Raw genomic sequence first — 22165 nt, forward strand, 5'->3', positions numbered from 1 at the left:
GCGGCATCGGGCACCGGTGGCGTGGCTCTGGCCGGCTCTCTCGCTCACTGCCCGACATCACCCGCGTTTTCACACCGCTTCCCCTCACCACACAACCGATCCAACAGCGCCAACGCCACCCCATTGCTCCACCCGAATCCATCCTGCAACGGGTACTCGCCACCGCCACCCCCGCCGGCCGAGCCATCCACCACATACTTCTCCACCAGCTTCCCGTCACGGTCGTAGACGGTCTGCACCGTACGCAGGAACCGCACCCCGATCTTCCGCGCCAGCGCGTCCTGCCCGTAGTGCTGCAGCCCGTCCACCGCAGCCCATTGCAGCGGCGCCCAGCCGTTGGGCGCATCCCACTGCTGTCCGGTGTTCTCCGTGGTCGTGAGCAGCCCGCCTTCGCGCAGCAACTGGACTTCCACCGCGTCCGCGGTGCGGCGTGCCTGTGCAGGGCTGGCCACCTCCAGCCACAGCGGGAACAACGCCGCGGCGGTGAGGGCAGGGCGGGGCGTGCCGCGTTCCAGGTCGCGGTCGGCATACCAGCCTTGGCGCTCATCCCAGAGCAGTGCATTGATCGCCGCCTTGCGGCGCTCGGCCTGTCGCGCGAACGCCCGTGCCGCCATACGGTCGCCGGACACACGGCTGGCGCGGGCCAGCGTGGTTTCCAGATGGAACAGCAGGCTGTTCAGATCCACCGGCACGATCTCCGTGGTGTGGATGCTGCCCAGCTCGGCCGGATGGACCAGCCAGCGCGAGCTGAAATCCCAGCCGGATTCGGCACCGGCGCGCAGGTCGCGGTACACCCGCGAGGGCGCACGGTCGGGCACCGTCGCGGCCGTGGCCAGATCGTCCGTCCACGACTCGGTACGCGGCACCGCCCGCGCATCCCAGTAACGGTTGAGCAGGCTGCCGTCATTCATCCGCACCACCCGTTCGCTGGCCGCGCCCGGCGCAAGCCCTTCGGCACCGCGCATCCAGAACGCATGTTCGGTGCGCAGCTGCGGCAGGTAGCGGCGGTAGGCATCATCCCCTTCATGCGTGGCCAGCAGGTTCACCATCAGGCTGAAGAACGGTGGCTGCGAGCGGCTGAGGTAGTAGCTGCGGTTGCCGTTGGGAATGTGCCCGTACTGGTCCAGCTGCCAGGCGAAGTTGTCCAGCATGTCGCGCACCTGCTGCCAGCGCCCGCTCGATGCCAGGCCCAGCATCGTGAAGTAGCTGTCCCAGTAGTACACCTCGCGGAAGCGACCGCCGGGGACCACGTAGGGCTTGGGCAGGGGCAGCAGCGAGCCGCGCGGGTCAACCGTGTCGGTGCTGCGCGTGAGCACCGGCCACAGCCCGTCGATATGCGCGCGCAGGGTTTCGCCTGCCGGCGGGACATAGGCCGCTGCATCAGCGGGCACCGTGAAGTGCTCTGCGACAAAGGCCGGTAACGCGTACCCCGGCTGGGTCTGCGCGCGCTGCCATTCGGCCATCAGCGCGCTGACGTCCCGCCCGGGCACCGCATCGGCGAAGGTCTTCTGGTCCTTGAACAGGTGCGCGCGCTGCACCTGCTGGAAGAGGGGTTGCCACTGCTGGTCTGGCGGTATCTGCGAAGGGCCCTCGGCCGCAGCGGTGCCGGTGAACAGCAGGGTGGCCAGCAGCAGGCCGGGCAGGCGGGCAGAGGGGAGCATGCGGTGCCTCCAGATGACTGTCCGGGCACTCTACGGGCGATGACGTCAACGGCAGGTGGGTCCTGCAGCCACGTTGCGCAACCGCGGGCAATCTTCCCGCTGCCTGCCGAACCCGCTAACATTCCCATGGGTCACGCCGCTGGGGAGCGGCGCACCTTCAAGGATGTCGCTCATTTCAGGATCGTTGGAGCCTGCCGGTCGGTGTGACCGGATTTCAGGGAGAGATCGTATGCGCAGCGTGCTGTTCGTTGTGGCTCTGCTGTTGGCAGTGCCGGGTATTGCCGTGAGTGCCCCCCAGGAGCCTGCCAAGCTGGTAGTGACCCACGGGTATGCGTATGCGTCGTTTTCCAAGGGCGGGCGCGATGTGCTCGTCGTCAGTCCGGTGGGCAGCAAGCGTGAGATCCGCATCGACATGGCGGCGCCGGTGCCGGCGGTTGCCAGCATGCAGGCGCTGGGCATGTGGTTGCCGGCCGGCAGTTATCGCATTGCCGGGTGGGGCCTTCTGAAATGGAAGGATGGCCCGACGTTCGAGATCAAGCCCGGTCGGGTCACCGACCTGGGTGACTACGTGGCCGTCAATGTGGGTGGCTACAAAACCGTGGTGCTGCCCATCACCCATGCGGAGCATACGGGCGCGGTGGCAGCGGCGACGCAACCCTTTGCCTCGCTGTTGACCGACCCCGCGCCGCTTCGTCCCGCACGCCTGTCCCTGTCGCCGGCCATGGACCCAGGCATGACGAACACCGGTCTGGGACTGATCGGCGACCTGCTGATCGCCTATGACCGCAAAGTCAACAAGCCCTCCACGATCGAGGCGCTGACATCGGCCAAGGATCCGGACGCGTTTCTCCGTCTGGTCCGCACGGTCACGCTTCCCGTGCAGGATGAACCGGCCCTGCTCGCCGATGGCACGATGTACTTCCCGGCCGACTTCGGACAGTTGCGCAGGCGCACGCCAGACGGCCAGTGGAGCAACGTCGGCATGGACACCCTGCGCAGGATCATGTCGGTGGAAGCGCACGACGGACGCCTGGTCACGGGAAGCGATGACGGGCACATCCGCGAGACCCGCGATGGCGGCAACACCTGGACTCCGCTCGCATCGCTGGGCAGCATGCGTTCGGTCGTGGACATCGACCACGCGGGCACCCACTGGGTCGTGACCACTTCAGAGAACGCCGATCCCTTCGAGGCGGGTCGCATCCCGCCGGTGGCCAGACTGCAGCCGCCGGCCAAGGCGGTGCGCCTGCGAGTGTATGTCGCGCAGCGGGATGACCTCAGTGATCTCGCGCTTTCCCGCGAGTTGCCGCTGGAGGGCAAGGACATGTGGGGTTGGGTGGGCGCGCAGGGGCAGCTGGTGGACAACCGCTACTACCTGCTGGCCGGCAACACGCCGCAGCGACTGGATCTGGCCAACGGCCAGTGGAAGGCGATCGCCCCCCGGGAGCGGACGTCCTCGCTTCGCGTCAACCCGTCCACCGGTGTGGTCGCGGCGCTCTGGAGCCAAGGTGCGTTCTCGAAGGTCTACTACTCGACGAACCACGGGGACACCTGGCAGCAGATCGGCCGCCCGCCCTACATCATCCAGGACCTGCAGATGGACACCGCCACCGCGGGCTGGGCGACCCGCTGGAACGTCAATACGTGGGGTGGCGTGTGGGAGCTGTACGCCTACTCGGCGCAGAAGAACGACTGGGACATGACCGGCGAGGCGCCCTTCAACTGCAGGCCCCTTCGCGTGAGCGCCCAGGCGCCCGTGCTGTGCCTGGCGACGGATTCCAGCATCTTCGCGTTGCGCGACGGTGCCTGGAAGGTCGAATTCTCGGCGCAGTGAGTGGGCCGGGCACCCGTTCAGCCGGCCCGGGGGCGCTTCCGCCAAGGCGGATTGACCCCCGGCGGTCGCCCCTTTAGAATTGCCTGCTCAGCCGGAATAGCTCAGTTGGTAGAGCGGCGCATTCGTAATGCGTAGGTCGTAGGTTCGATTCCTATTTCCGGCACCAGTTTCAGCAGAAGCCCCGGCCTTGGTCGGGGCTTTTTGTTTGGGGCCTTCGGCATACATCTTCTTTAGCCGTCGGTTCTCGTCCTGCAGCTCCTTGTGCTGGGACACCATGGACGCATCCATGCCGACAAACTTGCTGCGCCACTTGCAGAGCGTCGCTGAACTGTCGTGCTGGCGAAACAGGTCGGGCACAGGCGTGCCGTCCTCAGCCTGGTTGAGCACTGTGATGATCTGGCTGTGGGTGAAGCGTGACTTCTTCATGGGATCTCCTCGGGTTACGTTACGAGAAAATCCCACTTTTGGCTGCCGCTAACCTGCGGGAGATTACCGGTGTGTGAGCACCCCGAAGAGCTCGCCGACTTCGGCGACTTCCAGCCCGGCAGGAACAAGGCGGTGCCTAGCAGTGTAGACCGCCTGAACGTGCTGTTCGACAACTGCCAGCAGCGCTTGGCGGTGGAGGTGTCCGTTTCAGCGGGGCAGGTTCACTTGGCCATCGCATCGGGACAGTGGTGGTTGGCTATTGCAACGTCACTCACCAGTTGGTGCAGCTGCCTCGTAATCCTCGGGTGGCCTATAGACCACGGTAAATCTCTGTTCGTGATCTGGGTATCGGTCCATCAGGAAGAACTCACGTCTGAACAGGTCGAAGAAGTATCGGTTCTGTTCGCGATAGAGGCCGGCTACCACTTCAGCAGTGACATCGGGTCCGATGTGATCGCGATACTTTCTCACGAACTCCTCACCCCGCAAACGACGCCCATTCTCCGTTTCTTGCGTCTGTTGGGTGTAGTCCCATACGACCTGAAAAATGGTCTCTGCGCTTCGGTAGACGTACGTATCGGGTCGAGTTTCGCAGAGTGCATTGAATGCCAGAGAGGCCCTCCGCGTCTGGAATAGCGTGCTGTAAAAGGCTAGGTAGCCGCACTCTATTTCATGAGGAAAAAGTTCGCAGGTTGATCCGATGAGGGCGAACAGGGGGGCTTTGTCAACCGGTTGCACAGTGTGAGTGATCGCGTGCCCATCACAGGACGCCATGACCACCAGTAGGTTCATTGCAGTCGCTAGATTCAGGTCCGTCAAGTAGGGCTTTAGCTCAAGCCACGTGCAGGTGGTATCGTCAGCAAATCTAATTCCTTCGTCACCAGCGTGGCACTCAAGATGCAAAACCGGGACGTTGCCAGTTTCAACAACTCGTTGCGCCATGGTTTGTAGGAACTCCAACGCCTCGCGACTGCTTTCAACTCGTTGATATAAAACCTCCGGAGTCGGCGCAAAAACGCTCGCGCGAATCAAGAGGTCATCGTAGAGCCGCATCGCAGTGTTCCGTTCCCCACGAGGGATGGTGTCCAAGATCTGTATTTGATTGAAGCGCATGGCGTCACCCAAGTTTGAATTGGACGGCGGATGATCCCACGCCCCTGCGAGGCGCACATGTCGGCAGGCTATCGCTAAGCACTGGCGCGACTACTCCCGGTATCAACGTTGCGTTAGTGCCAATGCCTTCCGTGTCCATGAGAATCCTTTGTGGCCGTTGCTACGTGCTCCTGGCGAACAATATCAGGGGTAGGCGGGAGGAGCCAATGGTCGCTCGTGGTCAGTCCTCGGGCTGCGCTGGCCGCTTCGTGGCTCTTCTTAGGGGCTTGCTGCTAGCATTGGGTCGCCTGCGACTCTCCGGCGGGTTAATAGGGGAGGGGAAATGCCACTCTGCAAAATCTGCAACCGGCATGCTGCGAGGCTAATCCGCTGCCATATCTACCCTGACGCTCTCTCAAAGGAGGCCGCAGGGGAAGAGCGCAAGCTGATATCCATGTCCACGACAAACGGCCCGCGCGCGTCTTTCGCGACCGCCGGGCTGTTCGATGAACACTTGGCGTGCCTGGAGTGCGAGCGCCTATTTGGCCCCGCAAATAACTACGCCATTATGTTCAGGCGGCGGGCGCTGGCGCTGACGCTCCCAGCCATGCGATGGAAGGCCGCGAGCTTGCCGACCTTCGACGCTGATCCCGAGCGGCTACACACTTTTGCAATGAACACCCTGCTGCGCGCCCACTTCAGTGATCGTTGGGAGGTAAAGTCCGTCGAGGTGCCAGAGATAGCAGCGGAGGCGCTGACGGCACTTCAGGGCGGGCGGGCGACTATCCATAGTGGCCGCGAGGTTGCCATTATCCTGACCCGCAGCGACTTAGCGGGATTCCTTGCGACACCCCATCCTCTGGATATTGGAGGGCATCCAGTCTACGCGATTCAATTGCCGAACATGATGTTCTATGTGGCCGTGTCTAGTGTGGGATTGGGACCAGCCTTTTCCCATATGGCCCTCCGCCCGGGGCGTGAGGTCACCGTGTGGCGGCGACGCAAGCCCGTCCCGCAGGAACTGCTCCCCGCGCGCGATATGTTTGATGCGTTGGGGGATAGGGTGGATCGCATGTTTAAGTTGAAGTGAAGGGAAACGCCATGAACCCAGCCGAGACCTTCTGCGCGCAGCTATATGCGGTCCACTCGGGCCGTGTGCCGTTGTGCGTCGGCATGCAAAAGCTCTTTCGCAAGATGTATCCGCTCGTCTTCCAGAGTCATGAAGGTGTCCCCTTGGGCCTCGTTGGGTGCGCTTGGAATGAAGGGATCGACACGGACCTAGTTCAGCTCTATCACGTCAGTTCATTCCGACCCGGCTCAGCGGCAGGGAGCAGCATTCTGTCCGCCCTCTGCGCACTTGCGGATGACCTACAGGTGCGCATCACGACACAGCCCGAGTTGATCGGTGTGGGTGTACCCGGCTGGGAAGTGCCCGACGATGACCGCAGTGGCACAGAAGGTCATCATCGGCGTTGCTACGGCCGCTGCCGTCTGGGCAACCTCCGCACTCGTCGAAGGCAAGACCTCGAACGCACTCCAGGACGCGCAGCTTTGCGCGCCACGAGACGACCCTCCAGAAGATCGACTCGCTGAGCAAGCAGCTCACGGAGACCAATAAGAACCTCGCAGTGTTCCAAGAGCAGCTTAAGGAGGTGCGTGATGAGTCGCGCAAGTGAAGAATCAGCCGAGGAGTTGCATGCCCTGGCATTCCAAGTGATCCAGGACGAGATTAAAGGCTACCGCGAACGCCAGGAGCCTGTGCCCCCGGGCATTGATCGGGCAGGCCATCAAGATTCTTAAGGACAACGGCATCGAGTCGCCTGTCCGCGCCCAGAAGGCGCACGACGCCATGGCCGCACACCTCCCGGACTTCGGTCCCGAGGACGTCGTTACCGGCGTACCCCACTAGGGCCTACACGTTAGACGTGATCATCTCGACGACCCTGGACGCGATGACGAACAGTGCACCCAGGACGACCAGGATGAATTGCCACCTGGAGTAGGCCAGCGCTCCCCTCTCAGCATTGTGATACCACTGATTTGTCAGCGCCGCGCCGAACTGGAATTCCTCTGCGGTGTCGGGTTGGAGGGGATGGTTTCCGTCTTGAAGCTGAGTCAGATACACGTTGAACTTCTTCATCTGCAGCTCAGCTCTCAAAGCGAGGCAGCCAAGCAGAAAAGAGAGTAGCCACAGTGCAGCGCCTTGAAGGAGTAGCGTTCCCGCCAGATCGAACGACTGGCCCTCCAGCTTCTGAACAGCGAAGCCGATGCCAGCGCCACTCGCGGTCAGCAGAAAATAGTTGTACTTCAGCCCTGCGTCGGCGTGCTGTTGAATCAGCAGCTTCTGAATGTCCGAGACGGCCATGATTCCTCCAGTTAAAAGCGTGGTTCTGCCTTGCGGCACGTCCCGATGAAGATGAACTGGGTCCGCACCGTGTCCGCTAGTCGCATATCGCCGGAAAAGCGGTCTAGCGTGATGTCCCTAGTCTCGCCTGACTTCGCCTTGAGTTCACCCGTGTAACGGTCGGGCTGTTCTTAGACCGGACCCTCGACCCACCCGATGTCAGATGGTGAGCGAGCGGTCATGTGTTCCCGATCCAAGAACACCGTATAGGTCGCGCGCGCCGGTTCGCCATCCCCGTAGTAGATGCCGTCGCAAACCAGTGAATCCGCATGCGCGCTGCCTGCCGCAGCCAGGGCTATCAGCCCAATCAATTCGTACTTCATATCCACTCCTGGGTAGTGCGCGAAGTCTAGCCTGAGGCGCGCTCCAGCGCCCCTCTGGGGCGGCTTGGGGGCTTCCCGCTAATCATCCGTGCCACCTGCCTCCTGCGCGTGCCTCCTGGCAGCGCCTAGGGGCCACTGCGGGCATACATATCCGTGAAAGCATCTACATCCTATCCAGAATGGGTGACCTGTGAGACCGAGCGTCGGATGCACGACGACTTCCGCGTCTTCCTGTTAGTCCTGTGGAAGCACCTGAAGCTGCCGCCGCCGACCAAGCGCCAGTACGCCATCGCCCAGCACGTGGCGACCGGACCGCGCCGCCGAATGATCCAGGCGTGGCGTGGTGCAGCGAAGACCTGGATCACCTGTGCGTACGCACTTTGGCGGCTCTACAGGAATCCGAATGAGCGCATCAAGATTGTCTCGGCCAACGAAGACAAGGCCATCGAGAACGCGGTCTTCATCAAGCGTCTGATCCAGGAGGTGAGGTAACCTCGCTGGACCTCGTGTCAGACGTTCAAGCCTTCCTCAGCACCGGCTTCGGGAACACGTTACCTGGCCCTCGGTTCCTTTTGACCTCTGCCGCACCGGCCTTGCCTCCGAACTTGTCGCGCAGGCAATGCTCAGTGAGAGCCGCGATCATCCCCTGTGCATAAAGGTTGACCACATCCCAGTCCGGGTAAGTCTTCGTGCCGTTGACGATGTACCGCAGGGCTTGCCGATGGTTCGCAGCCTCCAGTAGCTCCAGTATCGGCAGCAGGGCCGCCGCGTTCGGCCAGAGGCGGTCAAGGCGCTTTCCCATCGCTTCTTCATGGATGCGCGGGAGGTTGTGGCGAATGTTCAACAGGGCATCCAATGTGGCCCCACGGCTCCTTAGAAACGCCTTCAAAGCCAGCTCAAGGGAATGGGCTATGAGCAAGTACGGCACCACGGACCGGTCGTCCTGCCGCTTCACCATATCGGCGGCGCGTTGGTACTCGTGAGCGTAGCGCAGCAGGCCAAGGGAGGAGGTGCGCTCTTCCTCCTCGGCGATCTGTTCGAGGGTCTTCTTCGGGCGCGCCATTGTCGGTCTCAGGGCTTCGCAGGGGGTTGGGACGATACCTTTGGGGACGCTGTAGGGTTCACTGCCGCAGACTGCTGCAGTGCTGCCTGGGCGCCTTCTGCGCGCACGAGGTCTGACGGCTTTAATACGCTGAAGACCAGCGACAGGAGAGAGACCCAGAGCGCTGCAAATGCGATCCTCTGCGTCCAGCTCTGCCGCGTGTCTTCGGCCTGAAGGTTTGCGTACAGAGCCGCTGCTCGCGCGAGATTCACATGCAGGCCGTCTAACGCTGTGTGGCGTGTCAGATGGCCTTTGCCACCGTGCTTGGTGCAATAGACGGTGTTCAAGTGATACTCAAGTCGCGCGGTCAGGTCTTTGGGGCGGATACGAAGGGTCTCAGCGATCCGCGTGAAGTCCTTCGGGTCAATATAGACGTCGTCGCCGATTGAGCCTTTCCCGTGCTTTGCATCCGCCGCTCTGGCAGCGCGCAGCAACTCCGTAACTACCTGTAGGTCTGTCGGTTCCTTTAGCCGTGCCTTCATGTTCATCGTGCCCCTTGAGTGCCTACAGATTACGCCTGCCTCGACTTCAACCACCAGTCCTTCGGCCGCCTGTCGGTCCTCCTAGCGCGCTCCTTCCGCTCGGCCTCTAGCTGCTCCTCCGGTGACCGTGGGTCAGGCCCTAGCGATAAATGGGCAAACATGCCGGGGCGCTCAGCGCGGCCCCGGGCGGCGGTGGTGCCGCTTTTGGCGGTGTCGTCGGTGTTCATGGGGCAAGTGTGCAGGGGAGGAGTATCACGGGCCGCGACAGACGAAAGAATCCAGCTCCCCGAAGCTCAAACCTTCGACCGCCACGCGGCACAGCTTCAGACTCAGCACGCGAGCGTAGCTGTTCATGGTGACGCCCTCCTGTTCGTGTCCGGCTACCTGTTGCACGACTTCCTTAGGTGCCCCGGCATTTCCCAAGCTCGGTTGCCGTCCCGATGGGCATAATGGGTCGAACAACCGAGGGATGCGGGCCATGAAAGACGGATTGTCTGAAGTATCCAGAGCGTTCTTCATGATGGTTGCGTTGATTGGCACAACCAGTTGCTCGCGCGCTGATCGCGAGTTCGTTGAGGTCGAGATGGACTTGAACTCCGCAGCTTGCTCGATGTCAGTGACTTCGGCGCAGGTGGTGGGAGTAGCTGCTGCGGTAGCGGAGCCTTCCCTGTACGACGGAAAGCTGATTTCCGTCATCGGATACTACTGCGGGGGTTTCGAGATGAGTGGGTTGTACCCGGAACCAGATTGCGCTTCCCGGCCGGACACCGGGCTATGGCTCCAGGGTCTATCGCCGTTCTACGAGCCTCGCGCCCGCCGGGTAAGAGTGACCGGAATATTCGACACAAACATCCACGGGCATCTTTCCCAATGGCCTGCGGGGATATGCGTAGCTGGGTTGGAGGAGTCCGCTGCGACCATCATGTAGGCAGCGATGTCTGGAGCCTCCTTCCTGCGGGTGTCTGAGCGCGCTGTGTACTTCGAAGTGGGCGAGTGGCAGAACATCGCGCGTGATGCGATACGCGGCTTCCTGCTCTCGCATCCGGGCGTTGAATTCCAGACCTCGGACTTGCCCGCACTTGCCTCAGGCCGCCGCCATGCACACCCGGTTGCGCCCCTCTGCCTTGGCCCGGTAAAGCGCTTCATCGGCGCGCGCGATCAGGTCGTCCAGGAGGGCCTGGTCACGGCCCGCCACCGCTTCGCCCAAGGCGGCGCCAATGCTCACCGTCACGTTGATGCGAGCATCGCCCACCATGATCGGCGTCGCCGCCACCGCAGTGCGCATCCTCTCGGCCGCCGCCGGGGCGTCTTCCGGGGCAGGGGCCGCCAGCAGCGCAACAAATTCTTCGCCGCCGAAGCGCGCGAACAGGTCGCGGTCGCGCAGCGCCTCGCGGCAGCGCTTGGCGACGACCTTGAGGACCTCATCGCCGGCCGGGTGGCCGTGGCTGTCGTTGATCTTCTTGAAGTGGTCCACGTCCAGCATGAGCACGGCCACCGAATGGCCGGTGGCTTCGCGGGCCGCGATGATCTGCGCCGAGCGTTCTTCAAAGTGGCGACGATTGGGCATGCCAGTCAGCGGGTCCGACGCGGCCAGGCGGCGCAGTTCGGCGGCCATCAGCAGTTCGGCGGTGACGTCGGTGAACAGCCAGATACGGCCGAATTCGCCGTTGCCACGCACCGGATGCGTATCGACCTCGAGGGTGCGTTCGCCGAGCGCCCAGTTCAACGTCGACGCGAAACTGACATTGCCCACCTGCGCGGCGTAAGCCTGTTCCAGTTCTGCATGGTTGTCGCAGCGCCGCCGCAGGATGCGCATGGGTTCGGCAAGGTCATGCGCGCGGTGGTTGCCGGGCTGGCAACCCAGGAGGTCGGCGGCACGCTCGTTGATCACTGCACCCACGCCGTCGCCTTCCATCAGGACGATCCCGGCCGGCACGCTTTCCACCAGGTCGATGAACTGATTGTGCACCGTCAGTTCCCGTGCTTTCTCTCGCCGGGCGGACAGCAGGCGGGTCACGCTGCTGGCCAGCAGCGGTAGCTGCCCCGTCAGCTGCCCGCCTGCCGGCGCGTGCTTCCAGAGCAGCAGCAGCCCGCTCAGTGGCGCGCCGAACGACGGGGCGGGGACGAACAGCAGGTGCGTCGGTGCACCCTTCAAGGCATGCAGCAGCACGGTAGGCAGCCTGAACTGGCTGGCGTCTGCCGGCTCGCCGTTCCAGTCGCGCTCGAACAGGCCGCTGCGCAGCAGGTTGAAGCCGGCAACCTGCAGGCTCGGGGACGATGTGGCCCAGCCCGCGCGACCGTCGGCATCGATCTCCACCGCCATGACCAGGTCCGCGCCCGAGGCGCTGCGGACGAACTGGCACAGCCCGCCCAGCGCGTCGTTGTCGACGGTGCTCACCGGGTCGCTCCGCCAAGGTGCTGCTCAAGGATGCGCTGCACTTCATCGGCGGCGGTCATGTGCGGCAGGTGACCCTCGGCGTCGATGACGTCCAGCGTGGCACCGGGGATGGCCCGTTGCAGCCACTCACCGACCTGCACGGGCACCGCCATGTCCACCGCGGTCTGGATCAGGTGCACGGGGCGGGACAGCTGGCAGGCCAGGTCACGGACATCGGAATTGAAGATCGTCCGCGAGGTGTTCAGCGCGATGTCCGGGCGCATCTGGAACAGCGTGCGCGAGAAATCGGCAACCACCTGGCTGTTGTCCACGCCCACAACCGCCGGTGCGAAACCTGCCACGAACGCCTGGTAGTTGGCGCTCATGCTGTCGAACAGGTTCTCCAGGTCCTGCGGCTTGAACCCGCCGGTGTATCCGTCATCGTCCAGGTAGCGCGGCGACGCGCCGAGGGTCACCAGGCGCTCGAACAGCTCGGGACGGGCAACGGCGGCCACCGCCCCGATCATGCCGCTCATGGAGTGGCTGACGTAGATGCAGTCGCGCAGCGCCAGGTCGTCCATGATGTCGAGCAGGTCATCGGCATAGCCGAACAGCGAGCCATGACGGTCGAAATCGTAGGTATCGGCGCCGCCGGGCCCGCAGCCGGCCAGGTCGAACGAGATCACGTCGTAGCGGGCCTCGAACCACGGGCGCAGGGCGCTCCAGGCGGTCTGGTCGGTGCCGAAACCATGGGAAAGAATGGCGGCCTGCTTGCCCGTGCCGCTGCGGCGGCCGTTGAATCTCTCAAAGCTGTTCACGCACATCCAGTCATGGGCATCGGGCAACCCCTGATACTAGGGCACGCCTGCATGGGGGTCCATGACAGGGCGGCCCTGTGCGTCGGGTGAGGCAGCCTGCCGTTAATCTGCGCGTCAGGGCGGCGACCGGCAGTGACAGGGATCAACGGCGCTGGGCGCCATCGCATCATCGCCCGGGATGATCCGGGATACTGTCGACACGCTTCCCCCAAGGTCCCGCCATGAAAACCGCCGTCTTCAGTGCCCGCCCGTACGACCGCCGGTTCCTGGAGGAGGCCCGCGACCGCCACCATGGGGGCCACGCGGGAGAGTTCACCTACTTCGACGTGGCGCTGGATGCCTCCACGGCCGGACTGGCGCAGGGCTTCGACGCCATCTGCGTGTTCGTCAATGACCGCCTGGATGCACCGGTGCTGCAGGCGCTCCACGCGCTTGGCGTGCGCGCGATCCTGCTGCGCTGCGCCGGCTTCAACAACGTGGATGTCGCCGTCGCGCAGCAGCTCGGCCTGTTCGTGGCCCGCGTGCCGGCGTACTCGCCCGAGGCGGTGGCCGAACATGCGCTGGCGCTGGTCATGACGTTGAATCGGCAGACTCACCGCGCCTACAACCGGGTGCGCGAGGGCAACTTCATGCTCGACGGGCTGCTGGGCCGCACCCTGCACGGCAGGACGGTCGGCATCGTCGGCACTGGCAAGATCGGCCTGGCGACGGCGCGCATCTTCAACGGAATGGGCTGTACGGTGCTGGGCTTCGACCCGTACCCGTCCGCCGCATTCGAGGCCGTGGGCAGCAGTGTGTCGCTGGACGAACTGCTGGCCCGCTCCGACATCGTCTCGCTGCATTGTCCGCTCACCCCGCAGACCCACCACCTGATCAATGCGGCCTCGCTGCACCGGATGAAGCCGGGCGCGATGCTGGTGAACACCTCGCGCGGTGGACTGGTGGACACCGACGCGGTCATTCGTGCGCTCAAGTCACGCCAGCTCGGCCACCTGGCCATCGACGTCTATGAGCAGGAGAGCGCGTTGTTCTTCCAGGACCTGTCGGGCGAGATCATCGACGACGACGTGTTCCAGCGCCTGATGACCTTCCCGAACGTATTGGTGACCGGGCACCAGGGATTCTTCACTGCAGAAGCGCTGGAGGAGATATCGGAGATTACTTTGGGTAACCTGCGCGACTTCTCCGCCGGCTTGGACTGCCCCAACCGGGTTGTGTGAGGCGGAGGCGGGGCCGCGCCCCGTGTTTCAGCCCATTCTTAGCGGCGATGACTGTTGCTGTTCGATCTGCGACTGTTGATTCTGCTTTGCGACCACGGTCTGCTCAGCAGCATCTATGTGCCGGGCAGATTCCTCAAGGGGAGTTTGAGCAGCAATGGCGGTCGGCATCACGGCGCGAATATGGCTTGGACTAGATAGCTCGCCCTGCACCAGGAAGACGTGCGCTCCGGCCGGTTGATCTGTCGTTGGTTTACTCAGCACGACGTGGTCAACCGAGTGGAGGCCATTTTCCTTTGCAAGCGCAAGCAGGCTGGTTGCCATGCGCTCACTGGTCGCGTCATGACTACGGCCGTGTTGAGCATCCAGCTCCGCTACGCCGCGCTGGATCTGCTGATACATCGGATCACGGATGTAGCTGGGGGCTTCAAGGTCAGCACGCCGGCCATCGGCGAGCGTGATACCCAGCTTCATTGAGCTGGCGGGTAAAGCCCAGTCCAAGACGGGTCTTGTCATCCCTCGGAGCCGCGTCGATGAGTGCGAGCATCTGCCACTGCGCGTCGCTAAGCTCGATGCCCGAGGCGCGCCAGATGTCGACATTGTTGTTGCGGTTGAGGGTATAGCCCCAACCGATCGTCGCGCGATTGTCGCCAACGTCCTGCGCGCGGGAATGGAGGCCTTCGGCCCCCACGATGACCAGCCTGAGCTTCCGCTGGTAGTCGGCTTCGTAGCTCTCTGTAATCCATGGCTCAGTCCTTTGAGTTTCCAGTAATCTGGTTGCATGTGGGCGTTTGGTCGCTCGGGGCGCCGGCCTTGGCTTGGTGTTCATCCCGAACGAGTACATCGTTGGTGGCGATGACGTCGGTGTCACCGTTGTCACCTGGGCGAACCTGATCCACTGCCCGCCACTTGAGTGTGGTTGACTGAAGCTCAGCCCTCACCAGGGTGATGGAGTTGTTCCGGTTGCTCTGAACAGTGAGCACGGCGGTATCACCCACTACGGTGCCCACGATCTGGCCATCGTCGATCTGCCTCAGGTTGACCAGAGCACCGCCGAAGTCGCCACAAAGCCGGTTGCCTTCCTGAACGAGGCTGATATTGAATCCCCCGCAATCCAGCGTTGGATTGGACCGGTCGCACCATTTCACCGACCAGCCGCCGCTGAAGTCTGCGGCTGGTGCAGAGGGCGGGGTAGACGCGCAGGCGGGTAGCGATCCCATGCCCAGAAGCAGGCAGGTGGCCATGACGGGGCGGCTGAAGCAAGAGACTTTCGAATGCAGCATCCGCAATCCTTTTGGATGGGCGGGACGTGGGGTCCGGGCGTGGGCGGGTGGTGGACTCAGTCGAGTCTACCGGCCAGTATTGGGCGCGGCTGTAGGGCAATTCTGGTTTGGAAGATGCCGGGTGCGTGTGGTCTCGCAGAGCTGAGGCAACGTGATCGCCGTGTGTCCGCCGGCATGTTCCGCGCAGACAAGCAGGGAGTGGCTCCACCGACTGAGGGAGGTTGAACCGTTCATGGAGCGCCTCGGGCGTGCGGAGTCCCTCGGGTGCCAACCACACTTGAACCATTCATGTCTATACATGGGCGCTCGGCTGTGCCGATTCCGGCCTTCCGCGCGCAGTGCGACAACGTGTCGCAGCACTTTTCGGGCCTTTCTTGCTCCTGATCATTGTCAATGCCTTTCTTAAATGGTGCGTGACGGCATAAAATTAGAGGGCTGACATGATCGTCCTCCGTGCCTGTCCCCTTGGACCGGTACACCCGGCCTGGGCTGGCGGGGCGCACTTGAGATGGCATTCCCTACGCAATTGGATCGACCGATGATTCCGTTGAACCCCCTTGGACGCTTCCTGCGTCCGGGCCTGCTGTTTGCATTGTCCGTGTTCCTCACGGGCTGCAACTCGGCCATCCTCAACCCGAAGGGCCAGATTGGCCACGACGAGAAGACCCTGCTGATCACGGCTACCGTGTTGATGCTGCTGGTTGTCGTGCCGGTCATCATCATGACCCTCGCCTTCGCCTGGAAGTACCGCGCGACCAACACCAAGGCCCGTTACGAGCCGAAGTGGTCGCACTCCACCGCGATTGAAGTGGTTGTGTGGTCGATCCCGTGCATGATCGTGCTGGTGCTGGCCGTGCTGACCTGGCGCTCTTCGCACGCGCTGGATCCGTACCGCCCGCTCGAGTCGGACAAGAAGCCGGTGGTGATTGAAGCCATTTCGCTGGACTGGAAGTGGTTGTTCATCTACCCGGAAGAGAACATCGCGACGGTCAACGAGATCACCTTCCCGGTGAACACCCCGCTGAACTTCAAGATCACGTCCGATTCGGTGATGAATGCATTCTTCATCCCGCACCTGGGCAGCATGATCTACTCGATGACCGGCATGGAGACCAAGCTCCATCTGATCGCCAACGAGACCGGCCAGTTCCCGGGCATGTCCTCGCACTACAGCGGCGCGGGCTTCAGTAAGATGCACTTCACCGCCAACTCGGTGACGGAAGCGGAATACCAGGCCTGGCTGACCAAGGTGCGTGCGCAGAGCACCCCGATGGACAAGGCGGCCTTCGCCACGCTGGTGAACGACAAGAACCACGACTGGCACCCGGTGACCTACTTCGGTACCACCGAGGGCGGCCTGTTCGACTGGGTCATCGCCAAGCACATGGGTGACAACAACCACTACGGCATGGACCACAAGGCGATGTCGCATGACGGCGCCGCAGGCGAAAGCCATGAAGGCCACGACATGCCGGCCAACGCCCACGAAGGCCATGACGCGGCTGCCCCCTCGGGCGACGCAGCGGCAGCGCCGGCTGACGCCGCGGCTGCCGAGCATGCCGAACACACTGCAGACGAGCACGCCGCCGCCGGTCACGCCGGTCACGCAGGCTCGGGAGAATAAGCATGAATCTGTTGGGTAAACTGACATTCGCTGACATCCCGCACGACCCGATCATCATCACCACGCTGATCGGCGCGGGGATTGGTGGCCTGCTCGTGCTGGCCCTGATCACCAAGTTCAAGCTGTGGGGCTATCTCTGGACGGAGTGGTTCACCTCGGTCGATCACAAGAAGATCGGCGTGATGTACCTGATCATCGCCTTCATCATGCTGCTGCGCGGCTTCGCCGATGCGATCATGATGCGTGTCCAGCAGGCCATGGCTGCCGGCGGCAATGAAGGCATCCTGCCACCGCATCACTACGACCAGATCTTCACCGCCCACGGCGTGATCATGATCTTCTTCGTGGCGATGCCGCTGATCACCGGCCTCATGAACGTCGTGGTGCCGCTGCAGATCGGCGCGCGCGACGTGGCCTTCCCGTTCGTCAACTCGCTCAGCTTCTGGCTGTTCGTGGCGGGCGCGGGCCTGGTCATGATCTCGCTGGGCGTCGGTGAGTTCGCGCAGACCGGTTGGTTGGCCTTCCCGCCGTTGTCGGGCAAGGAGTACAGCCCAGGGGTAGGTGTCGACTACTACATCTGGGGCCTGCAGGTAGCAGGCCTGGGTACGACACTGAGCGGTATCAACTTCTTCATTACCATCCTGAAGATGCGTACCCCCGGCATGAAGCTGATGCAGATGCCGATCTTCACCTGGACCGCGCTGGTCACCAACGTGCTGATCATCGCCGCCTTCCCGGTGCTGACGATCACCCTGGTGCTGCTGACCCTGGACCGTTACCTGGGCACGCACTTCTTCACCAATGACGGTGGCGGCAACGCCATGCTGTACATCAACCTGATCTGGATCTGGGGTCACCCGGAAGTCTATATCCTGGTGCTGCCGGCCTTCGGCGTGTTCTCCGAGGTCATTGCCACGTTCTCGCGCAAGGCGCTGTTCGGCTACAAGGGCATGGTGTACGCCACCGCCTGCATCGGCGTGCTGTCGTTCCTGGTCTGGCTGCACCACTTCTTCACCATGGGCTCGGGTGCCAACGTCAATGCCTTCTTCGGCATCACGACGATGATCATCTCCATTCCCACCGGCGTGAAGATCTTCAACTGGTTGTTCACCATGTTCCGCGGCCGCGTGCAGTTCACCAGCCCGGTGCTGTGGACGATCGGCTTCATGGTCACCTTCACCATCGGCGGCATGACCGGCGTGATGCTGGCGATCCCGGCCATCGACTTCGTGCTGCATAACAGCCTGTTCCTGATCGCCCACTTCCATAACGTCATCATCGGCGGCGTGGTGTTCGGCATGTTCGCGGGCATCTCGTACTGGTGGCCGAAGATGTTCGGCTTCCGCCTCAACGAAACCTGGGGCAAGCGCGCGTTCTGGTGCTGGTTCATCGGCTTCTATGTGGCCTTCATGCCGCTGTACATCCTGGGCTTCATGGGCATGACCCGCCGCATGCAGAGCTACCCGAACCTGGAGTACCAGCCGCTGCTGATCATCGCCATGTTCGGTGCCTTCATCATCGGCGCCGGCATCCTGTGCCAGATCATCCAGGTGGCGATCTCGATCCGCGACCGCAAGAAGACCGCCGACCTGACCGGCGATCCGTGGGATGCCCGTACGCTGGAGTGGGAAACCTCTTCGCCGCCGTCGTTCTACAACTTCGGTTCGCTGCCCAAGGTCACCGAGCTGGACGATTTCTGGGAACGCAAGCAGCGTGGTGAGGCGTGGGAACGCCCGGCCAGGTACACCGACATCCACATGCCGCGCAACACCGGCACGGGCGTGGTGATTGGTGCCTTCAGCCTGGTCTTCGGCTTCGCGATGATCTGGCACATCTGGTGGCTGGCCATCGTGGGCATGATCGGCATGATCGGTACCTTCATCTGGCGCACCTTCGACAAGGACGTGGATTACTACGTGCCGGCCGCCGAAGTGGAGCGCATCGAGAATGAGCATCGCCGCCATCTGCAGGCCCAGGGCCTGGTGAAATCGGAGTTGAAGGCATGAGCAGCACCATCCCCAACACCATGAACCCTGGGCACGCCGCGCACGCGGCGGCCCACGGCCATGATGAGCACGAGCACCACGACACCGGCGGCAACACCGTCTTCGGTTTCTGGGTGTACCTGATGAGCGACTGCCTCATCTTCGCCACCCTGTTCGCGACCTACATCGTGCTCTCCGGTGGTACCAACGGCGGCCCGGGTCCGAAGGACCTGTTCGACCTGAGCTTCGTTGCCTGGGAAACCACGCTGCTGCTGGTGTCCTCGCTGACCTTCGGCCTGGGCATGATTGCCCTGCACAAGCACAAGGTCGGCCAGATGTACCTGTGGCTGGGCCTGACCTGGCTGCTGGGCTTCGGCTTCATGGTCATGGAAGTGTGGGAGTTCAACCACCTCATCCATGAGGGCTTCGGTCCGGACCACAGTGCGTTCCTGTCGGCGTTCTTCGCGCTGGTGGGCACCCACGGCCTGCACGTGAGCGCTGGTCTGTTGTGGCTGCTGATCATGTTCATCCAGATCAAGCAGAACGGCCTGACCCCGACCAACAAGACCCGCATGGCGTGCCTGAGTCTGTTCTGGCACTTCCTGGACCTGATCTGGATCGGCGTGTTCTCCGTCGTCTACCTGAAGGGAGCGCTGTAATGGCCGCACATGACAATCACGCACACGACCACGGCCATGGTGCCGGCGGCGAAAGCCACGGCAGCGTCAAGTCGTACCTGGTCGGTTTCCTGTTGGCTGCGGTGCTCACCATCATCCCGTTCTGGGCGGTGATGAAGGGCAACCTGCCGACCTTCACCACGGGCGTCATCATCGTGGTGGCAGCGATCCTGCAGATCTTCGTGCACCTGGTGTTCTTCCTGCACCTGAACCGCTCGTCGGAACAGCGCTGGAATGTCAGCGCCGCGGCCTTCACCGTCGTGGTGATCGGCATCATCGTCGCCGGCACGCTGTGGGTGATGCACAACATGAACGTGCATATGATGCACTGACGTCCAACGACGTTGCCGCATACGAAGAGGCCGCCCCAATGGGGCGGCCTTTTTGTTGGTCGTGCCGGGCGCGGCGGTATCGTGCCGTGTGCTGTTGCAGTTGGTGTGGCCGGTAGAGCTGACTGTTAGTCAGCTGTCGTTGACGTCGGCGCGGAGAGCAGCCGACTAACAGTCGGCTCTACCCAGTCGGTTCCACCCAGTCGGGTCCACCCAATCGGGTCTACCCGTCGGCCGCTGCGGGGCCCGGCCGGTAAAGCTGACTGTTAGTCAGCTGCCGTTGACGTCGGCGCGGAGAGCAGCCGACTAACAGTCGGCTCTACCCAGTCGTGCACCCAATCGGCCCCACCCAGTGGGTTCCACCCAATCGGTTCCACCCAGTCGGCGGCACCCAATCGGCCCCATCCAGCCGGCCGCATCCATCCGGCCCCACCCAGTCGCGGCTACGCCGCGTCGGCCAGGCGCTTGAATTCCTGCGCGTCCACCGGCCTGCCCAGGTGGTAGCCCTGCAGCAGGTCGCAGCCAAGGTCGCTCAGGTACTGGCGTTGGCCGGCCGTTTCCACGCCTTCGGCGACGATCTGCAACTGCAGCGAACGGCCCAGTGCGATGATCGAGGAAACGATCGCCGCGTCTTCGGCGTTGTCCTCCAGGTCGCGCACGAACGCACGATCAATTTTCAGCTCCGTGGCCGGCATGCGCTTGAGATAGAGCAGGCTGGAATAGCCGGTGCCGAAGTCGTCGATCGAAATGTGCACGCCCATCGCGGTCAGGCCGTGCAGGATCTGCAGGCTCGCTTCCACATCCTGCATGGCCGTGGTTTCGGTAACTTCCAGGGTCAGATGGTGCGGTGCGAGTCCGTGCCGCTCCAGGGTCTTCCTGACCGTTTCCAGCAGCGTGGTCGAACCGAACTGCAGTGGCGACAGGTTCACTGCCATCGACCACGTGGTGTGGCCGGCGTCGTGCCACTGCCGCAGCTGCGCGCAGGCGTGGTCCAGTACCCAATCGCCCAGCGGCAGGATCAGGCCGCTGCGTTCGGCGATGGGAATGAAGGTGTCCGGGCCCAGCAGGCCCAGCCCGGGGTGCTGCCAGCGCACCAGTGCTTCGGCGCCGATCACGCCGCCACCGTCGGCGCGGAACTTGGGCTGGTAGTGCAGCACCAGCTCGTCGCGCTGCATCGCGCGGCGCAGTTCCTGCAGCAGCTTGAGCTGGCGGTTGGCGCTGACATGCATCGATTCGGTGAAGAACGTATAGCCGTTCCGCCCCGAATCCTTGGTGTGGTACATGGCCGCGTCGGCGTGTGCCATCAGCTCGCGCTGGCTCGTGGCATCGGTGGGGTAGAGCGCGATGCCGATGCTGGCGGTGACCTGCAGCTCCAGCGTGTCGATCTCGAACGGCTCGGCCACGCTGGCGATGATGCGCTCGGCAACCACCGCGGCATCTTCGGGAACATCGAGCTGGAACACGATCACGAACTCGTCGCCGCCCAGTCGCGCGAAGGTGTCCTGCGCGCGCAGCAGGCTGTTCACCCGCTCGCTGACCTGGATCAGCAGCTTGTCACCCAGTTGATGGCCATACGCATCGTTGACGGCCTTGAAGCCATCCAGGTCGCAGAACATCACCGCAAAGCTGAAATTCCGGCGTCTGGCCTTCTCGATGGTCTGCTCCAGGCGGTCCTGCAGCAGCATGCGGTTGGGCAGCTGGGTGAGCGGGTCGTGCAGGGCGGCCTGCAGCAGCTTCTCGTTGGCCTGGGCCAGCGAGTCGGCCAGCAGCCCGGTACGCGTGCGCATCTGGCGGTCGAACAGCGAGGCGATCAGCGCGATGCCGAGCGTGCCCAGGGTGGTGACGATGACCAGCACCGCCAGCCACTTGCTGTCCAGCCCGTTGGCGTAGGCGGCACCGCAGATGCTGCCCTCGGGGAAGCTGGCGGCGGCCATGCCGGTGTAATGCATGCCGACAATGGCCAGGCCCATCACCAGCGACGCCAGCCCGCGCAGCAGGGCGGGGCGGCGCTGTTCGGTGCGCAGCCGGAAGGCGATCCACAGCGCCGCGCCGGCCGCGGCGATGGCGATCACCAGCGAGGCGGCAAACCACAGCGGGTCGTAGACGATGCCCGGTTCCATGCGCATCGCTGCCATGCCCAGGTAGTGCATGCAGGCGATGCCCAGCCCCATCAGTACCGCGCCGGCGATCAGGCGCGGCCACGGCAGCTCGGCGCGCGACACCAGCCACAGCGCGTACGCCGATGCGCCTATCGAGACCGCCAGGGAGTAGAGGGTGATGGCCAGGTCGTAGCCGACCGGGATCGGCAGGTGGAAGGCGAGCATGCCGACGAAGTGCATGGACCAGATGCCCAGGCCCATCGCGGCCGCACCGCCGGCCAACCACCAGCGCGCCACGCGGCCTTCGGTGCTGGCGAGTCGGCCCGCCATGTCCAGCGCGGTGTACGAGGCGAGGATGGCGACCAGCAGCGAGAAAAGGACAAGACTCTGGCTGTAGGTGCCGGTCATGGAAAAAGCCTGGAAAGACGAAGG

General features: G+C 63.3%; 22 protein-coding genes, 1 tRNA gene and 1 pseudogene. 10 read left to right on the top strand and 14 right to left on the bottom strand.

Going from position 1 to position 22165, the window contains the following annotated elements:
* Nucleotides 1–44 precede the first annotated feature (44 nt).
* Entirely contained in the window at nucleotides 45–1661 is a 1617-nt protein-coding gene (treA, locus tag AC3ITN_RS05975) for an alpha,alpha-trehalase TreA (RefSeq protein WP_489392349.1), read from the bottom strand.
* A 229-nt stretch (nucleotides 1662–1890) separates the two neighbouring features.
* Between treA and AC3ITN_RS05980 the strand changes: the two genes are divergently transcribed.
* Nucleotides 1891–3495, top strand: coding sequence for a beta propeller repeat protein (locus tag AC3ITN_RS05980; protein ID WP_489392350.1), 1605 nt, complete (start codon nucleotides 1891–1893; stop codon nucleotides 3493–3495).
* Between the two features lie 90 nt (nucleotides 3496–3585).
* Nucleotides 3586–3661, top strand: a tRNA-Thr gene (locus AC3ITN_RS05985).
* 62 nt (nucleotides 3662–3723) lie between these two features.
* Here AC3ITN_RS05985 and AC3ITN_RS05990 read toward each other — a convergent pair.
* Nucleotides 3724–3921 (bottom strand): annotated as a pseudogene (locus AC3ITN_RS05990) (transposase); the annotation flags it as partial.
* Nucleotides 3922–4188: 267 nt separating this feature from the next.
* A complete protein-coding gene (locus AC3ITN_RS05995; protein ID WP_489392351.1) occupies nucleotides 4189–4974 on the bottom strand; it encodes a hypothetical protein in 786 nt (261 codons plus the stop codon).
* 493 nt (nucleotides 4975–5467) lie between these two features.
* Here AC3ITN_RS05995 and AC3ITN_RS06000 point away from each other — a divergent pair, with 493 nt between their 5' ends.
* Nucleotides 5468–6103: a hypothetical protein gene (locus AC3ITN_RS06000; RefSeq protein WP_489392352.1), complete on the top strand. Its 636-nt coding sequence runs from the start codon at nucleotides 5468–5470 to the stop codon at nucleotides 6101–6103.
* A 569-nt stretch (nucleotides 6104–6672) separates the two neighbouring features.
* Complete coding sequence (locus AC3ITN_RS06005) at nucleotides 6673–6813, top strand: hypothetical protein (protein ID WP_489392353.1); 141 nt, start codon at nucleotides 6673–6675, stop codon at nucleotides 6811–6813.
* Nucleotides 6814–6925: 112 nt separating this feature from the next.
* Here AC3ITN_RS06005 and AC3ITN_RS06010 read toward each other — a convergent pair whose 3' ends face one another.
* Together AC3ITN_RS06010 and AC3ITN_RS06015 are read right to left on the bottom strand one after the other, a co-directional pair.
* On the bottom strand, nucleotides 6926–7378 hold the full coding sequence (locus tag AC3ITN_RS06010) for a hypothetical protein (protein WP_489392354.1): 453 nt from the start codon (nucleotides 7376–7378) through the stop codon (nucleotides 6926–6928).
* Nucleotides 7379–7548: 170 nt separating this feature from the next.
* Nucleotides 7549–7740: a hypothetical protein gene (locus tag AC3ITN_RS06015; protein WP_489392355.1), complete on the bottom strand. Its 192-nt coding sequence runs from the start codon at nucleotides 7738–7740 to the stop codon at nucleotides 7549–7551.
* 207 nt (nucleotides 7741–7947) lie between these two features.
* Here AC3ITN_RS06015 and AC3ITN_RS06020 point away from each other — a divergent pair, with 207 nt between their 5' ends.
* A complete protein-coding gene (locus AC3ITN_RS06020; protein WP_489392356.1) occupies nucleotides 7948–8232 on the top strand; it encodes a hypothetical protein in 285 nt (94 codons plus the stop codon).
* A gap of 25 nt (nucleotides 8233–8257) precedes the next feature.
* Here AC3ITN_RS06020 and AC3ITN_RS06025 read toward each other — a convergent pair whose 3' ends face one another.
* The 5 genes from AC3ITN_RS06025 to AC3ITN_RS06045 form a co-directional block, all read right to left on the bottom strand.
* Nucleotides 8258–8803 carry a hypothetical protein gene (locus tag AC3ITN_RS06025; protein WP_489392357.1) on the bottom strand — a complete coding sequence of 182 codons (546 nt, stop codon included), beginning with the start codon at nucleotides 8801–8803 and terminating at the stop codon, nucleotides 8258–8260.
* A gap of 8 nt (nucleotides 8804–8811) precedes the next feature.
* The gene (locus AC3ITN_RS06030) at nucleotides 8812–9330 is read right to left on the bottom strand and encodes a hypothetical protein (protein ID WP_489392358.1); all 519 of its coding nucleotides are present in this window, start codon (nucleotides 9328–9330) and stop codon (nucleotides 8812–8814) included.
* Between the two features lie 246 nt (nucleotides 9331–9576).
* Nucleotides 9577–10020 carry a hypothetical protein gene (locus AC3ITN_RS06035; protein ID WP_489392359.1) on the bottom strand — a complete coding sequence of 148 codons (444 nt, stop codon included), beginning with the start codon at nucleotides 10018–10020 and terminating at the stop codon, nucleotides 9577–9579.
* Nucleotides 10021–10408: 388 nt separating this feature from the next.
* Nucleotides 10409–11722 (bottom strand): GGDEF domain-containing protein, encoded by a 1314-nt coding sequence (locus AC3ITN_RS06040; protein ID WP_489392360.1) that lies wholly within the window; start codon nucleotides 11720–11722, stop codon nucleotides 10409–10411.
* Nucleotides 11719–12525, bottom strand: a complete 807-nt coding sequence (locus AC3ITN_RS06045; RefSeq protein WP_489392879.1) for an alpha/beta fold hydrolase — start codon at nucleotides 12523–12525, stop codon at nucleotides 11719–11721. The genes AC3ITN_RS06040 and AC3ITN_RS06045 overlap by 4 nt, the downstream gene beginning before the upstream one ends.
* Nucleotides 12526–12740: 215 nt before the next feature.
* Between AC3ITN_RS06045 and AC3ITN_RS06050 the strand changes: the two genes are divergently transcribed.
* Nucleotides 12741–13739 (top strand): 2-hydroxyacid dehydrogenase, encoded by a 999-nt coding sequence (locus AC3ITN_RS06050; RefSeq protein ID WP_489392361.1) that lies wholly within the window; start codon nucleotides 12741–12743, stop codon nucleotides 13737–13739.
* Nucleotides 13740–13766: 27 nt separating this feature from the next.
* On the opposite strand, the gene AC3ITN_RS06055 is transcribed toward AC3ITN_RS06050, so the two are convergent.
* Genes AC3ITN_RS06055 through AC3ITN_RS06065 form a run of 3 tightly spaced genes read right to left on the bottom strand, consistent with a single transcriptional unit; the run spans nucleotide 13767 to nucleotide 15019 of the window.
* Nucleotides 13767–14210 (bottom strand): XVIPCD domain-containing protein, encoded by a 444-nt coding sequence (locus AC3ITN_RS06055; RefSeq protein WP_489392362.1) that lies wholly within the window; start codon nucleotides 14208–14210, stop codon nucleotides 13767–13769.
* Complete coding sequence (locus tag AC3ITN_RS06060) at nucleotides 14170–14427, bottom strand: hypothetical protein (RefSeq protein WP_489392363.1); 258 nt, start codon at nucleotides 14425–14427, stop codon at nucleotides 14170–14172. The genes AC3ITN_RS06055 and AC3ITN_RS06060 overlap by 41 nt, the downstream gene beginning before the upstream one ends.
* A 58-nt stretch (nucleotides 14428–14485) precedes the next feature.
* Nucleotides 14486–15019, bottom strand: coding sequence for a hypothetical protein (locus AC3ITN_RS06065; protein ID WP_489392364.1), 534 nt, complete (start codon nucleotides 15017–15019; stop codon nucleotides 14486–14488).
* A gap of 538 nt (nucleotides 15020–15557) precedes the next feature.
* On the opposite strand from AC3ITN_RS06065, the gene cyoA reads away from it, so the two are divergent.
* The 4 genes from cyoA to cyoD are packed head-to-tail and all read left to right on the top strand — an operon-like array spanning nucleotide 15558 to nucleotide 19637.
* Nucleotides 15558–16643, top strand: a complete 1086-nt coding sequence (gene cyoA / locus AC3ITN_RS06070) for a ubiquinol oxidase subunit II (RefSeq protein WP_313343639.1) — start codon at nucleotides 15558–15560, stop codon at nucleotides 16641–16643.
* A gap of 8 nt (nucleotides 16644–16651) precedes the next feature.
* Complete coding sequence (gene cyoB / locus AC3ITN_RS06075) at nucleotides 16652–18649, top strand: cytochrome o ubiquinol oxidase subunit I (RefSeq protein ID WP_313343761.1); 1998 nt, start codon at nucleotides 16652–16654, stop codon at nucleotides 18647–18649.
* Nucleotides 18646–19287 carry a cytochrome o ubiquinol oxidase subunit III gene (gene cyoC, locus AC3ITN_RS06080; protein ID WP_313343642.1) on the top strand — a complete coding sequence of 214 codons (642 nt, stop codon included), beginning with the start codon at nucleotides 18646–18648 and terminating at the stop codon, nucleotides 19285–19287. Before cyoB ends, cyoC begins: the two co-directional genes overlap by 4 nt.
* Nucleotides 19287–19637, top strand: a complete 351-nt coding sequence (gene cyoD, locus AC3ITN_RS06085; RefSeq protein WP_313343645.1) for a cytochrome o ubiquinol oxidase subunit IV — start codon at nucleotides 19287–19289, stop codon at nucleotides 19635–19637. The genes cyoC and cyoD overlap by 1 nt, the downstream gene beginning before the upstream one ends.
* A 440-nt stretch (nucleotides 19638–20077) precedes the next feature.
* On the opposite strand, the gene AC3ITN_RS06090 is transcribed toward cyoD, so the two are convergent.
* Nucleotides 20078–22141, bottom strand: coding sequence for a putative bifunctional diguanylate cyclase/phosphodiesterase (locus AC3ITN_RS06090; protein WP_489392365.1), 2064 nt, complete (start codon nucleotides 22139–22141; stop codon nucleotides 20078–20080).
* Between the last annotated feature and the right edge of the window lie 24 nt (nucleotides 22142–22165).

This window comes from Stenotrophomonas sp. KH_036_B, assembly GCF_057839485.1.